The sequence below is a fragment of the Terrimonas ginsenosidimutans genome, assembly GCF_022012415.1.
GTDB classification, from domain to species: Bacteria; Bacteroidota; Bacteroidia; order Chitinophagales; family Chitinophagaceae; genus Terrimonas_A; species Terrimonas_A ginsenosidimutans.
Map to the genome: position 1 here is coordinate 265,749 of NZ_JAKLTR010000007.1, position 13,238 is coordinate 278,986.

The 13,238-nt window shown below is 42.1% G+C and carries 14 protein-coding genes and 1 pseudogene; 9 read left to right on the plus strand and 6 right to left on the minus strand.

All coding sequences use genetic code 11. The annotated features are described in order from the left end of the window. Positions 1 to 728 precede the first annotated feature (728 nt). Positions 729 to 872: pseudogene (locus LZZ85_RS28805) on the minus strand (JAB domain-containing protein); the annotation flags it as partial. Positions 873 to 1,118: 246 nt separating this feature from the next. On the opposite strand from LZZ85_RS28805, the gene LZZ85_RS13075 reads away from it, so the two are divergent. The 4 genes from LZZ85_RS13075 (at position 1,119) to LZZ85_RS13090 (ending at position 3,041) form a co-directional block, all read left to right on the plus strand. Continuing rightward, a complete protein-coding gene (locus LZZ85_RS13075) occupies positions 1,119 to 1,412 on the plus strand; it encodes a type II toxin-antitoxin system HigB family toxin (protein WP_237872382.1) in 294 nt (97 codons plus the stop codon). Between the two features lie 40 nt (positions 1,413 to 1,452). Next, complete coding sequence (locus LZZ85_RS13080) at positions 1,453 to 1,830, plus strand: helix-turn-helix domain-containing protein (protein ID WP_237872383.1); 378 nt, start codon at positions 1,453 to 1,455, stop codon at positions 1,828 to 1,830. A gap of 488 nt (positions 1,831 to 2,318) precedes the next feature. Next, positions 2,319 to 2,765, plus strand: a complete 447-nt coding sequence (locus LZZ85_RS13085; protein WP_237872385.1) for a DUF6934 family protein — start codon at positions 2,319 to 2,321, stop codon at positions 2,763 to 2,765. 117 nt (positions 2,766 to 2,882) lie between these two features. Further along, positions 2,883 to 3,041: a hypothetical protein gene (locus LZZ85_RS13090; protein ID WP_237872387.1), complete on the plus strand. Its 159-nt coding sequence runs from the start codon at positions 2,883 to 2,885 to the stop codon at positions 3,039 to 3,041. Positions 3,042 to 3,298: 257 nt separating this feature from the next. On the opposite strand, the gene LZZ85_RS13095 is transcribed toward LZZ85_RS13090, so the two are convergent. Further along, complete coding sequence (locus LZZ85_RS13095; protein ID WP_237872389.1) at positions 3,299 to 3,607, minus strand: JAB domain-containing protein; 309 nt, start codon at positions 3,605 to 3,607, stop codon at positions 3,299 to 3,301. Between the two features lie 487 nt (positions 3,608 to 4,094). On the opposite strand from LZZ85_RS13095, the gene LZZ85_RS13100 reads away from it, so the two are divergent. Together LZZ85_RS13100 and LZZ85_RS13105 are read left to right on the plus strand one after the other, a co-directional pair. Continuing rightward, positions 4,095 to 4,685: a Crp/Fnr family transcriptional regulator gene (locus tag LZZ85_RS13100; RefSeq protein ID WP_237872392.1), complete on the plus strand. Its 591-nt coding sequence runs from the start codon at positions 4,095 to 4,097 to the stop codon at positions 4,683 to 4,685. Between the two features lie 46 nt (positions 4,686 to 4,731). Continuing rightward, positions 4,732 to 5,397 carry a M24 family metallopeptidase gene (locus LZZ85_RS13105; RefSeq protein WP_237872394.1) on the plus strand — a complete coding sequence of 222 codons (666 nt, stop codon included), beginning with the start codon at positions 4,732 to 4,734 and terminating at the stop codon, positions 5,395 to 5,397. Between the two features lie 1,566 nt (positions 5,398 to 6,963). On the opposite strand, the gene LZZ85_RS13110 is transcribed toward LZZ85_RS13105, so the two are convergent. Continuing rightward, complete coding sequence (locus tag LZZ85_RS13110; RefSeq protein ID WP_237872396.1) at positions 6,964 to 7,266, minus strand: aldo/keto reductase; 303 nt, start codon at positions 7,264 to 7,266, stop codon at positions 6,964 to 6,966. A gap of 27 nt (positions 7,267 to 7,293) precedes the next feature. On the opposite strand from LZZ85_RS13110, the gene LZZ85_RS13115 reads away from it, so the two are divergent. The 3 genes from LZZ85_RS13115 to LZZ85_RS13125 all read left to right on the plus strand — a co-directional run bounded on the left by LZZ85_RS13115 (position 7,294) and on the right by LZZ85_RS13125 (position 9,895). Continuing rightward, positions 7,294 to 7,875 carry a Crp/Fnr family transcriptional regulator gene (locus tag LZZ85_RS13115; RefSeq protein WP_237872398.1) on the plus strand — a complete coding sequence of 194 codons (582 nt, stop codon included), beginning with the start codon at positions 7,294 to 7,296 and terminating at the stop codon, positions 7,873 to 7,875. A gap of 133 nt (positions 7,876 to 8,008) precedes the next feature. Next, positions 8,009 to 8,866 carry an SDR family NAD(P)-dependent oxidoreductase gene (locus LZZ85_RS13120; RefSeq protein ID WP_237872400.1) on the plus strand — a complete coding sequence of 286 codons (858 nt, stop codon included), beginning with the start codon at positions 8,009 to 8,011 and terminating at the stop codon, positions 8,864 to 8,866. Between the two features lie 27 nt (positions 8,867 to 8,893). Further along, positions 8,894 to 9,895, plus strand: a complete 1,002-nt coding sequence (locus tag LZZ85_RS13125; protein ID WP_237872402.1) for a VOC family protein — start codon at positions 8,894 to 8,896, stop codon at positions 9,893 to 9,895. Positions 9,896 to 10,185: 290 nt separating this feature from the next. Here LZZ85_RS13125 and LZZ85_RS13130 read toward each other — a convergent pair whose 3' ends face one another. From LZZ85_RS13130 to LZZ85_RS13140, 3 genes are all read right to left on the minus strand, one after another. Next, positions 10,186 to 10,617, minus strand: coding sequence for a nuclear transport factor 2 family protein (locus tag LZZ85_RS13130; protein ID WP_237872404.1), 432 nt, complete (start codon positions 10,615 to 10,617; stop codon positions 10,186 to 10,188). Between the two features lie 553 nt (positions 10,618 to 11,170). Continuing rightward, on the minus strand, positions 11,171 to 12,550 hold the full coding sequence (locus LZZ85_RS13135) for an MGH1-like glycoside hydrolase domain-containing protein (protein ID WP_237872406.1): 1,380 nt from the start codon (positions 12,548 to 12,550) through the stop codon (positions 11,171 to 11,173). A gap of 9 nt (positions 12,551 to 12,559) precedes the next feature. Then, on the minus strand, positions 12,560 to 13,231 hold the full coding sequence (locus LZZ85_RS13140) for an SGNH/GDSL hydrolase family protein (RefSeq protein ID WP_237872408.1): 672 nt from the start codon (positions 13,229 to 13,231) through the stop codon (positions 12,560 to 12,562). Between the last annotated feature and the right edge of the window lie 7 nt (positions 13,232 to 13,238).

Consider the following 13,238-nt stretch of genomic DNA (forward strand, 5'->3'; position numbering starts at 1 on the left):
TTGTTTCAGTGCCTGTCTTTTGACCGACCAGGTAAACAAATGACTAAATATCTCATGAATTTTCGTATTTTGCAATATAGTAAATCAATATACCACTATTAAAGTCAGGTATAATTGATCTGCTTATCGAATCTACTTCGCTCAAACTACTTTGATCCTTTTAAGTCGTTGGGACATTTTGGGACTTCCTGGGACTTTTTGGGATAATTTGGAACTTTCTGGGACCTTACACAGACTTTATTCAGACATTAATAGGACAATAAGCAGACATTGGTGAGACGCATCTCCGCATATTCTCCATGCTGTCTCCCTAATATCTCTATTGCGAAGGATATGTCAATGAATAGTTACGCGCCTGATCGTGGAATTTTCTGCCAATTTATGCGTAGCTACTTCCCAACCAATAACGAACGGAGCAACAGTCAAGGGTAATGCGTATGTCTCCGACGACGCATCGGCTTCGAAGAAGCCGTCCGCTTGGAATTGTCAGCAAGTTGTTGGCCAATATATCATGCACTGATTTTTTCGCGCATTCAAGAAGGTCTGCAATACTAAAGAACTTTAAATCACTTTAGGTGCTAAATATTGTTGCCGCTTTATCGCTCAATATTTCAAATAATCCTTCATCCAAAAAGCTGAAATAACCCTCTTCTGAAATTATGAGGTGAAAGCCTGCCCCGGGCTTGACCCGGGGAGCAGCCGGAGATTTACGAATTCACTTCCTTTCATCAACTGTTGTGTGATCGATTTGTCTGCGGGCGATGGTTCAGCCGTTCGCCGGGATGGTTGTGAATGGCGACAATGGAACAGGCGTTCTGTTGCAGCGCCAGGCCGTAAAGTTCCCGGGAATCGATCAGTACTTTGTCTTGCGTACCTAACGCGAAGACCCCAGGAGTTTGTTCCTTATTGGCAAATTTCGTTGATGAAAATCACGCCTATTTCCGTTAAAAAACCTGTACAGTTTTTAGTTAAAACCGTAGTTTTTGTACTTGTTAATGCAGTCAGAAGTGAAAAGATCTTTCTTGCAGATCTGGCCCGAACAGGCTGATAAGGGCTTTTATATCCAGAAAGATAATTTCATCTTTTGAAATTTTACTTAATTTTGTAAAGCGATTCCAGTGGTAGTTATCAGTTATAAGACGATCAAGGATTATGCAGAGCGGCACAAAAATGTTTCGGACCAATTGAACAATTGGTATAAGGTAACGGAGAAATCCGACTGGGCGAATTTTCATGAGGTAAAGCAACTTTTCAATTCTGTTGATGCTGTGGGCGATGATCTGTACGTGTTCAATATAAAGGGGAATGAGTATCGGTTGATTGCGCGGATCTTTTTTCGAGTGAGAACAGTTTACATTAAGTTTGTCGGAACGCATAAGGAATATGACAAGCTGGATCTGACCGATCTCTGAATTAGTCCATACTGAGTAGTAATTATTTAAAATTGGTGATATGTCAAACCGTAAAACGAAGATTGGAAGTGAAAAGCAATATCATGTGGTAATGAAGGAGATTGATACGCTGATGAAAAAGGGCGAGAAGAAACTCTCCGATAAAGAACTGAAATCTTTACAAAGCCTGGCATTAGCCGCACAAGCGTTTGAGAAAAGTATCTATACAATACCGGCGCCTCAAACACTGGAAGGGCTGATCGAGCTGAAAATGTATGAGCGAAAGTTAAAGCAAAAAGAACTGGCGAAGCTGCTGGGCATTGGCGAACCGAAGTTATCGCAAATCATGAGCAGAAAAAGAAAGCCGGATGTTCCTTTTTTGAAGGCCGCGCATAAGTTGCTGGGGATTGATGGTAATTTGTTACTGGAGTATGCTTGAGCGGTGGAGAGGAGAGGGGATTATAAGATATAAGAGAAGCTATCACTTGAGATTTCGTTTACTATATTTGTTATGCATTCCTGCTATTCCGCTGTTCAGCTTTAGGCTGGGTAAGATTGCAGGTAAAAGATTAAAGGGCCACTTAGAGGGTCCTTTTTATTTACATAGTATGCTGTTTTATTTTCGCCAATAGTTTAGAATCTTTTCTAACTACCTGAGGCTTTAGTCAACCATTTCAGGCGCTAAGTATTGTTCTGAAATGATCAGGTGAAAGTCTGCCCCGGGCTTGACCCGGGGAGCATTCCGAGGTTTACGAATTCACTTCCTTTCATCAATTGTTGTGTGATCGATTTATCTGGTGTATCAATCCGTTTATTACTGGTTAAAAAACATCATTTTTCGTTGAAAAAAACGCCATGCTTTTAAGGTGATCGTTTCGACTTGTCGTTCTTTTGTGGATGACAACCGGACGTTAAACCTGGCTAATTATGACTGATTCACTCAACAAATATTTGGTTACATCCGACAATTCCGCCGGAGGATTGAATTTCTATTTCCTTAGTGAAGGTAAAAGCAATGTTATTAAGGTTGTTAACTACGGTTTTGTTATTAATATGCGTGGTGAAGATATTTATAACTTTGGATTCGGTGATTTCGATTTAAGTACTGGCCGACTAATTGATAGTGTGGTAACAGAAAATGGAGATGCAATTAAAGTTTTCAATACTGTGCTAAGTACTGTGCCGCTCTTTTTCGAGAGATATCCAAATGACAAATTGATCGTTAAAGGGAGTGATAGCAGAGCTGGATTCGAAAATGATTGCAGGGCGACTTGCAGCAAAAAATGTGTGCCTGGTCATTGCAAAAAAGCTAATCAGCGCATCCGGATATACAGAAATTACATGGACAAGCATTTAGAGTCTTTAAAGACTTAATACCAGTTTTTTGTAGGCTATATCGACTTTCTCGGTAACGATTATGAAGAAGAATAGGCAAAAGGGAAAGACTATATTTCAGTATCAGTAATTAAAAGAAAAGCATAACTTTGAGCTATGGAAAATCAAATGAAACAAGATCGTAAAATGGTAAGTGTGCCGCAAAAGGATTTGTTGACTTTGGTTGCTTCTGTCTTAAGAGATAAAGTATTATTCCCGGAAAATATCGAAGATGTAAAGCAATATCTGCAGAGGCTTCAGCCTGTGAGGCGATAAATACATTTTACTTAATAAAAGGTGTTCATAATCATGAGCACCTTTTTTATTTGCTTGGTTTTATTCAAACCTGTCCCTGATCTTCCGAGAGTGACAAAAGATATTTTCAGGAGACATGTCCCGGTGAAACAACAGACGAGTTAATGCGCATCAGATTCAAATAAGAGTGCTTGTATGGAGGATATCCGACTGGCTGGTCTGCAATATGCCAAGCAGCCCCTCATCTAAAAAGCTGAAATACCCTTCTTCTGAAATGATCAGTTGAAAGTCTGCCCCGGGCTTGACCCGGGGAGCATTCCGAGGTTTACGAATTCACTTCCTTTCATCAATTGTTGTGTGATCGATTTGTCTGCCGGCGATGGTTTCAGCCGTCCGCTGGGATGGTTGTGAATAGCGACAATGGAACAGGCGTTTTGTTGCAGCGCCAGGCTGTATACTTCCCGGGGATCGATCAGTACTTTGTTCTGCGTGCCTAATGCCAGGAGTTCAAGAACTTGTCCCGGGCAATGACCCGGGATAGCAGACGGTTTGCCCGGGTCCGAGACATAAGATCCAGAAGTGTTCACGTGCGCGATCGCGCTTGGAGCAGCGGCGGAGGATGGGCTGGAGGAATTGGAAGATGTCGGTAGAGGATTGGATGCGGATTTTTTGGTGGCAGCGGAGGCGGATGGTCATGGGGTTTGAGTTTTGAAGGGTAAAATATTGAATGATTATGCATGAGATTACGGGCAATGGTAGATAGCCCGTTGATCATCGTTCATCGGACAATCTTTAGGCATCACCAGTAAATCGCATTATTTCGAATTACCAGCCCCGAAATAAGGCATGTTCCGGGTAATCTCTGTAGAATACCCGTTTTCGTCATACCTGTAAGTAAAGTCATGCTGATCACTGACCTTAGATGAACTGCGTCGGGCGGGCAGAGTCGGAACGACCAGATTCGGGCTAGCGGCTCCCTGAGCCGGGCCAGGGTGTGGTATCGATAAGCTGCACTAAAAAGAGCTAGAATCGAAGGTTTGCAATTTTCTTATCTTCACCCAGACATTCACGGCTATGAATTTTGACCTTATACTTTCCAGCATTTCAAGGCATATCTCCTTAACTCCGGATGAAGCAGAATTTTTCACTTCACTCTGGCAGGGTAAAACGTTAAAAGCCGGGGACTTTTTACTTCGGGAAGGGGATGTATGCTGGCATGAAACTTTCGTAGTCAAAGGTTGTCTAAAAACGTACTATCAGGGTGATGATGTATCAGAACATATCATAGATTTTTCTATTGAAGAATGGTGGGCTGATGATTTACATAGCTTTTTTACACAAACTCCATCCCGACTAGCCATTAAAGCAATAGAAGACACAGAAGTTTTACAGATAAGTAAAAACAACCTGGAAATATTATACCGGAAGATCACAAAATTTGAGCGGTTTTTCAGGATAGTGTTCCAAAATGCATACATTGCTCAACGGGAACAAATAAACCAGGCTCTATCTGCATCTGCCGAAGAGCGATATCTTTTATTTGTAAAGAAGAAACCATACGCCGAAAAACGATTTTCTCAAAAAGACATTGCTTCTTATTTAGGCGTTACACCACAATTTTTATCTACTTTAAAGAAAAAACTGGGCAAAGTTAATGTAGATTAACTTTCTGCTCCTGTTATCTCATTTATTTTGTGCTAAAGGAGGCGAGATGACAAAAGAACTACTGCATGCGCAGGAAATTTCAATTCAATTCTTCAAAGCTATTGAAGAGAACAAGTTAATTATTCCCGGAAAATCAGAAGAACAACTAAGTGAGGAGGTTTGTGACCTGGCTTTGCAAAAATTTGGAATAGAACAACACTGGCATAAAAAAATCGTAAGAAGCGGAAAAAATACGTTAGCAAAATATCCCGACAATCCGCCCGTCCGGATAATAGAGAGAGATGATATTGTATTTATTGATTTAGGTCCGATTGTGGGAAATTATGAAGCTGATATTGGCAGAACGTATATATTAGGCAACGATTCCCGGAAGCTAAAACTAAAAGCCGATGTTGAAAGGGTCTGGTATGAAATACAAAAATGGTATCAGCAACAAACTGTATTGAAGGCATCCGATTTATTTCAATATGCAGTTAAAGAAGCAGAAAGATCAGGATGGGAGTTCGGAGGAGAAATTGCGGGGCATATTGTCGGGAAGTTTCCTCATGAGCAACCGGCAGATCCCGGCAGCCTGGAATTGGATGTCCACCCGGACAATCATAATGATATGTTCCTGCCTGATGCTAATGGTAATAAACGTCATTGGATTTTAGAACTTCAGTTTATCGATAAAAAAAACGAGATCGGTGGATATTTTGAGCAATTGCTGTAACATGAGTATTTCAAAAATAGCCAAGCCTCCATTAATACTGATTGACGAAATGGAAGATCAATGCGGTTATCGATGGGGAGATTTGCGTATTGAATAACCAGGGTATAGCGAATTTGGTTCGCTACAGAACTGGCGGAGTGAAGCCGACGGTGATCTGATCTATTACGTATTTAATCTCATGTATCTGACGGTTATGATTTAAAGCATTTAGCCCTTACCGAACGGAAGGCGTTGCTTGAAAAACATTTTACCGGTATTCATCCAGGCCTGTCAGTGTCCGACGATACCTTTTAGTATATTAACTATTGGATTTGGGAGTTCCTGATCGGTAAGTGGTCGAGCTTGAGTGCTTGACTTTTTATTTCGATTAGGGTTACCGGTTACCCGTACTTTCTTCGCAACCAATAAAGAACCCAACAATTGTCAAGGGTTCTTTGCGTGGGGTAAATTGATGAATAAATGAAAAAAATGAAATGCTGCAGTGAATTGTAAGAACTTGTTCAGGCAGCATTCTCATGCAATGCCTTAATCGAACTAATCGAATTCTTCTTCGCATTTGTCTCTTCCTCCAGATCATAATCATCCTGCAAGCCAAGCCAGAGAAGAAGTGTGGCTTATCACAAAAGCAGGAGGACTGTTCAAGATCCATCGCAGTATCGTATTCGACGACAGTATATATGAGCGATTAAAAGTAGTATAAACAGGGAGGGCGATTGCCTCTGTCGAGGTAATCGCCCTTCTGCGTTGGCTTCTAGTCGCAACCGAAGCAGTACAAAGATATAATTCTTAGGTTAAAAAGAGAAATTTTCAGCTTTGAAAATTGTTTAGCAAACCCGGCTTTAGTTTCGGGTATAAATTCACGGCGGTTCATTTTGTCAATTGTGTCCTTGCCTGTAACGAACCCGACAACTCTCAAGCGTAGTGCGTATGTCTCCAACTACGCGCCGGTTTGGTAGAAACCGTCCGCCTATAAAGACAGGAGGGCAGCATTTCCTTCATACAAAGAAACAATCTCCCGAAAACCGCATTTCCTGTTCCCAGCTGTATCGACGGCGCTTTCTATAGTTAGAGAGGGGACGGTTTCTGCGAAACCGATGCGTAGGTTGAAAACTACGCATAACTCGTGCAAGTGATAATAACTCGTTTGCAGCATACCGGCAAGCCTGATTACATCAGGCAAGGGACCACAGCAAAAGCAAAAACTTTAAACTTTTAAACCATTTAATATCTAAACAAACAACCCACAACTTTTACGCTTGATCCGGGCCTGTGCCCAAGCTTTAGCGAAGGTATACGTAGCCTGCCCGAAGATCAGGATGTATTACAAAATGAAAAACCGGCCGTCGCTTTCGTTTCGGCGGGCAGAGTCGGGACAACTAGATTCGAACTGGTCTCGTAATGAGTTATACATTAGTAGCTTTTTAAGATCATTTTCAAAAGATTCATGGAATGACTCAAGAAACACCGTCTTTTAGTCAAGAGCTTATCAAAGCTACTCAATTTATACATAATCGGATCTATTGACCTTTGCACCTTTTAAAATGCAAGGTGGCAATTCAGTAGCACTCAGTTGATCATTGTCGAAAACCACTTAATGATAGCAGGATCGCTATGGCTAAAAAACTGACTCTCCCGGGTGTCAAGTGTTTGAATCAATGCCATTTCGTCATCCGTTAACTCAAAATCAAAAACACTGAGGTTTTCTTTCAATCGATCTTTCCTTACCGATTTGGGAATAACGACAAAGTTTCTTTGCACCAGCCACCGCAGCACTACCTTGGCTATCGATTTTTTATACCTTTTGGCAATTTTTGCGGAATGGGGGATGGGCGGCGAAATTGGAATGACAGTGACATGGAGTTGCCACATAAAACGAGTTTTCAGTATTTTTAATCCATGTATGAAATTTTTCGGCAATATCTCGATACAAAGATCAAGCTAACCGCAGATGAATCGTTGAAGATCCAGGAATGTGCGATCATTAAAAAGGTCAGAAAGCATCAGTATCTGCTGCAGGAAGGTGATGTCTGGAAATATGACGCATTTATCAGCAAAGGATGTCTGCGGACCTATGCAATCGATGAAAGAGGAGATGAGCATGTAATCGGCCTGGGTATCGAAAACTGGTGGATTGGTGATCGTGAAAGCCTTTTGTCTGGAAATCCCTCCAAGTTCAATATCGATGCCGTTGAGGATAGTGAACTGGTGTTATTTGCCCATCAGAATTTTGAGAAATTATGTATGGATATTCCAGCCTTCGGAAATATGGTCAACCAGATCTTGCAGCGCAGTTTCATTGCTTCGCAAAACCGGATACAGGCCGCCCTAAGTTACTCAGCGGAAGAAAAATACCGATCATTCCTTGAAAAGTACAGTGTATTTGCAACGCGGATTCCACAGAATATGATCGCCTCTTATCTTGGTATCTCCCCGGAAACACTTAGCCGCGTCAGAAAGAGCGTTTCAAAAAAGCATTGAATGCGTTTTTAACCCTTACTGAAGGGTATGCTCTTGACCTATGTCAAGATTTTTCTTGTTTTACCTCAACGTGCAGGTTCGGCAGGTTTTTCATTTTTGTGGTGTCAATAAAGACACACTAAAACAGAAAATCATGTCAAAGACAATTTTTATTACAGGAACCAGCACAGGGTTTGGAAAATTGACCGCCATTACACTTGCTAATGCAGGCAATTCGGTTATTGCAGGAATGCGCAATACCACTACCAAAAATGCGGCGGTAGCAGCGGAATTAAATGCCGTTCCGAATATCGAAGTGGTGGATATAGATATCACGGATGATAACTCCGTAACCCAAGCATTTACGGCGGTTCTCTCTAAATACGGAAAAATAGATGTCCTGGTAAACAACGCTGCTGTTAGCGGCTTTGGTTTGCTGGAAGGATATTCTCTCTCACAGATCCGCGATATGTTCGAGGTGAATTTTTATGGAGTTCTCCGGACTTACCAGGCAGTACTGCCCTCCATGCGTGCAGAAAAGAGCGGATTGATTATTAATATCACCACAGGAGCAAGCGGACATACGTTACCGTTCATGATACCGTACATCGCATCAAAACTGGTGGTTGAAAGTATAACTGAAGGAAGTCAGGATGAACTCGCTCAATTCGGGATCGAAAATGTAAGTATCCAGCCAGGTGTTTACCCCACTGAAATGACAAACGGCTCTAAAGCAGGTCTCAATGCCAATCGGGAGGAAGTTGTGGCTGCGTATGGTGATACGGCCACACAACAGTTCAATGCGCTGGGCGCAGCCTTATTTGGTAAGATGGCGCAGTTCGAGATGAACCCTCAAACTATTGCAGACGGTATACTGGAGCTGGTAGAAATGAAGAAAGGAACCCGCCCACTCCGATTCCCACTCGATGCCATTGCCCAGGGAACGGATAAGGAATTCATCGAATCACGTGCAGCTATTAAAACAAAATGGCTGGCGGCATACACCAACTAATTTTTTCACTTTCATCAACTTTCTTATATGAATACTGATAAGCCTAGGGGCTCAAAGCACCCTGCAATAATAAATCTATCCGCATTACTATTTATGCTGCTTTCCGCACCGCCTTTAAAGGCTCAGCAAAAAGCAGGCATCCGGGGTATTGATCATGTAGGTATCAATGTTCCTAATCTTAAACAGGCGGTGTCTTTCTTTTCAGAAGTACTAGGTTTCACCGCGATTACACAGATTGGACCAATCACGTTGGACGAAAGATGGAAAACATCCAATCGCCTAACTGCAGCGACCAAATCCGTCACCATTAAGATGGTAAGGGCTGAAACAGGTGCGAATATTGAGCTTTTCGAGTATACACCGAAAGCAGGCAAATCAATACAGCCCGGCGGAGACAATCCGGCAGCCACTCATATAGCTTTTTATGTGGACGATATTAATGCAGCGACAAATTATTTGAAATCGAAATCAGTAAAGGTTTTGGGAGAGCCATTCCTTACCCCAGTCGGCGATACGAAAGGGGAGAGCTGGGTTTATTTCGAAACACCATGGGGCTCTAAAATGGAATTCGTGTCTTACCCTGAAGGCAAGGAATATGAAAAGAAAAATCCGCAAGTTTTGCTATGGTCTCCTAAAGACGTTCAACCTAAAAAACAATCAATCAACAATATGTCAGGTACCGAAATTTTAGCACTATTGGAGCAACATCTGGCTCTTTGGAACGAACACGATGAAATGAAACGTAACAAAATTGAGAAAGCGATCTATTCTCCGGATATCGAGATGGTAGACAGGCATTTCATTGCAACGGGCTATCAACAGGTCGATTCTTTTGTAAAAGATCTGCAACAAAAAAATCCAGGAGCGAAATTCACTCATTCCCGTCCGGTTGATACGCACCATAATATTGCCCGCTTATTCTGGCAGTTTGGCCCAACCGATCAGCCGGCAATGGTAAAAGGAATGGATCTTTTTGTAATGGAAGAGGGCAAAGTGACTAAACTTTATGTTTTTGTAGAAGAGCAATAAGCAGATCCAGGCCAGGCCTCAAGAAATCAGCAATCACGCTATTCCAGTCCGGAAAAATAGCTTGGATTGCTGATTTGTGCTGTGCACAACAATCACCTTGCGATGTTGAAGGTAAGATCAGAATATACCTGGAATCTGTTACAGACTCATTGCAGCATAAAAACTGTCCGTTAAAAATCGACTGCGTTCAATGTACTCTTTTATTAAAACATTAAATCGCCGGACCTGGGAGGTCCGGCGATTTCTATACTCCAATACAGACATGCGTTGTACTTCTGGATTTCGTATCCTTATCCTAAAGCGCCGATCTGTTTTAATAAAATGGTTGCTGCTGTATAACAATGGAAGAATTTCACTTTACCATCCTCCACTAAAAAGAAATCAGCGCAAGGAGTATTGATCTTCCTGCCAGTTGCTTCAATTACTCCGGTGGGTAGCTGAAGCGGGCCATTGTGTGTCCCATTCAGGGTCAGCTCAACCATCACCATATTTTGGGCGTCTGCAGGATATACTCTCAGCAATTCACGATGCATGTCGGGAAAAGCTTTGGCATATATATCGACCACCATGCCCGTGTCTTTGCCGTAATATTTTTTGTCGGCGGATACGTCCCAGAAATAGCCATCGTCAGCGAACAATGTCGCGAATTGTTTGGAATCCTGGATCTCTGCTACTTCGTAGAGATGACGAATGATCTCTTCATTTGTTTGTTTTGTACTCATAGTGAATATGTTTTTGAAGCAGCAAACCTATTTACTCATTAAGCAGGGATTATTGATGTAAGGCAAGAAACATATTGATCTATATCAATACAAGATATTGATTCAAACATGAGGAGCTTGAATGAGTTGGCTGAGAGTCAAACCTAATCTGAATTCAGTCTTGACTTAAACATATCATGACAGACTTCCTCGATCGCGAAAAAAGGAGCAAAGGTTTCATAAAGGCATTTGTTCTCATCTGCAACAGATTCGAATTAAAGAATATGAACAGTTGACTTTCAGGCAATTTTCAATATTGAGCACGTATGAGCTCATGAAATGACTCAAGTTTTACCTAGATATTGCAGGATGTATGTTACGAGGAAATGATGTAAAGTATACTAATCCGCATGTATATTTTTCACATACGACTAGAGCCAAACTGTTGTCGTAATGAGTCATATATCATTTGCTTTCTCTGATCATTTCAAAAGACGCATGGAATGAATCAAGAAGCTTCGATTTAAAAGAGTAGTATCAAATTTCGTCTTTTGTATCAGTCAATCATACTTGTTTATTCCATGATTACGGTCTTTCGCTCAAGCCATGCGATCATGTTAATGACTAGATAATTCCAGTTTTGAAACCCTCTATTTAAAACGGGCGTACCTTGCTCGGGCTCATAGTACTCATGAAGTGCGCCGTTCTTTTCGAAGTCACGCCCAAAGAGCCGAATGGTCTTTAAAGCAAGATCCATAGCATCGCGATCAAATTTATAATTTATCAAACCCCTGTACACTAAGTAATTACTGATTCCCCAAACAGGTCCCAGCCAGTTAGATGGGTTTCCTGACGCGCGGACACTGTACATCTTTTCCATTTTTGATAATGTACGGATGCCATAAGGTGCAGCAAATGTTTTTTCATTTTTCAAATGCTCTGCAACCATCCTGCGAGCTTGTTCAGGTGTGGCGATCTCTGCCCACATAGCAAGAAATCCTGACCATACACCGATACGTTGTATCAGTGCATCGTAATTACGTGGGAAGCCACTATGCAGGGAAAACTTTATACCGAGATTTACTTCCGGCTTGCTGGTGACGGGGAAAAGATTAATGTCGACAGAATAAAAGAACCCATCGCGTTCATCCCAGCAATGTTCCTGGATAGCCGCCTTCAAGTCATCGGCCATTTTATTGTATTCCCTACCGATCTCGCTGAGTTGTAAACGGCCGGCAAGATAAACCATCGCCTTTAACTCTTTATACATAAAGCAATTCAGAAGGATGGAGGCAGAGCTCCCGGGTGGACGATAGTATGTGCTCGGATCATTATCAACGCCTATGGCGAGATCATTTTGCCAGTAATATAAGCCGGTGGGTTTATGCTTATGAAAGGCTTCATAGTTGTTCATGAACGACTGCAGCAGGTTGAATTTCTCTCGCAGCCATTCAGCATCACCGTTCTGCTGACGCGTAATAAAAGCGGCATGTTGCGCCAGAACCGGCTTATGCATATTAGCTTTATAAATATCCGGTGGCATTTCCCCGCGCGGATTTGAACCCTGCCAGATCACAATAGGAATATAGCCATCACTTCCCGCATATTTCAGAAAGTTGAGCACACAGCCTTGTTCGTAGGCCAGCAGCTCTTTTGAATCCGCCGGATTCCCCTGATCTGTGATGATCTGCCGCAACGCAATATTGGTGAGCCAGGAATCCCAATCCCAGAGATCCTTTGCATAGGCATCGCTGCCTGGTGTAATGAACGGATAGGGGAGAGAACCTCCCGCAGGTTTCAGCATGCCTTTGTAATCCTTATACACATACTGCTTGATCAGCTCTTTGTATTTACTGATATCAGGTGGTAATTGAGCGCGGATCGTAATGGAGAAAAGGACTCCGATGCATAGCGTAGCGATCCGGATTAACTTCCTGTTTGATGACGCGAACATTTCTATCGTTTAAAAGTATTTATCGATCGTATTCCAGATTGCTTCGGCTATCAACCGCATCCCTTTGTCTGATGGATGAGACGCAACACCTTCGTGTTCGAATTGTCCTATTGCCATATTGGTCTTGTCGGCGGATAACCCAGCTATTGATACAAAATCATATCCTCTGTCTTTGGCGAGATCTTTAACGATGCCATTCACATGATGATTTGTCCAGAATCCATCTACCAGTACTTTGATCGCCTTGTTTTCTGGATCCAGGTAATCGATCAGCTTTTTGTAGTATCCTGCAAAATCGTTTGACACCGCAGAGCTGTCTTTTACATTTTCAGCAATCTTGATGATCAGCAGATCGGGTTTCATCTCCCTGAACGGCTTCAATTGAGTAAGATCATAGGTAGGATAGAAGTTTTCGAACACAGAGATGTTCTGCCGTTTGACAACTGCTTTTTTTCTTTCAAGGTGAATGTGTTTGGTTAGTATACTGACGAAATCACTGTCGGCAACAGATGCTGCCATTCCCCAGGATGCATTCCAGCCTATCGCCGGGCTGGGATCATGCGCTACGATGCTGTTCCCCAATATCAGCACCTTTTGGATCTTGCGATGTTTTACCTGTTGCGCCTGTGAACAGGCGCAACAGCATAAAAAGAAGAGTGTAAGAATGATCTTTGTTCTCATAAGTAAT

Bases quoted from the DNA above. Each gene is read 5' to 3' on its own strand.
- LZZ85_RS13080 (WP_237872383.1), top strand. From the start codon at position 1,453: ATGTCAAACCGTAAAACGAAGATTGGAAGTGAAAAGCAATATCATGTG.
- LZZ85_RS13085 (WP_237872385.1), top strand. From the start codon at position 2,319: ATGACTGATTCACTCAACAAATATTTGGTTACATCCGACAATTCCGCC.
- LZZ85_RS13090 (WP_237872387.1), top strand. From the start codon at position 2,883: ATGGAAAATCAAATGAAACAAGATCGTAAAATGGTAAGTGTGCCGCAA.
- LZZ85_RS13100 (WP_237872392.1), top strand. From the start codon at position 4,095: ATGAATTTTGACCTTATACTTTCCAGCATTTCAAGGCATATCTCCTTA.
- LZZ85_RS13105 (WP_237872394.1), top strand. From the start codon at position 4,732: ATGACAAAAGAACTACTGCATGCGCAGGAAATTTCAATTCAATTCTTC.
- LZZ85_RS13110 (WP_237872396.1), bottom strand. From the start codon at position 7,266: ATGTGGCAACTCCATGTCACTGTCATTCCAATTTCGCCGCCCATCCCC.
- LZZ85_RS13115 (WP_237872398.1), top strand. From the start codon at position 7,294: ATGTATGAAATTTTTCGGCAATATCTCGATACAAAGATCAAGCTAACC.
- LZZ85_RS13120 (WP_237872400.1), top strand. From the start codon at position 8,009: ATGTCAAAGACAATTTTTATTACAGGAACCAGCACAGGGTTTGGAAAA.
- LZZ85_RS13125 (WP_237872402.1), top strand. From the start codon at position 8,894: ATGAATACTGATAAGCCTAGGGGCTCAAAGCACCCTGCAATAATAAAT.
- LZZ85_RS13130 (WP_237872404.1), bottom strand. From the start codon at position 10,617: ATGAGTACAAAACAAACAAATGAAGAGATCATTCGTCATCTCTACGAA.
- LZZ85_RS13135 (WP_237872406.1), bottom strand. From the start codon at position 12,550: ATGTTCGCGTCATCAAACAGGAAGTTAATCCGGATCGCTACGCTATGC.
- LZZ85_RS13140 (WP_237872408.1), bottom strand. From the start codon at position 13,231: ATGAGAACAAAGATCATTCTTACACTCTTCTTTTTATGCTGTTGCGCC.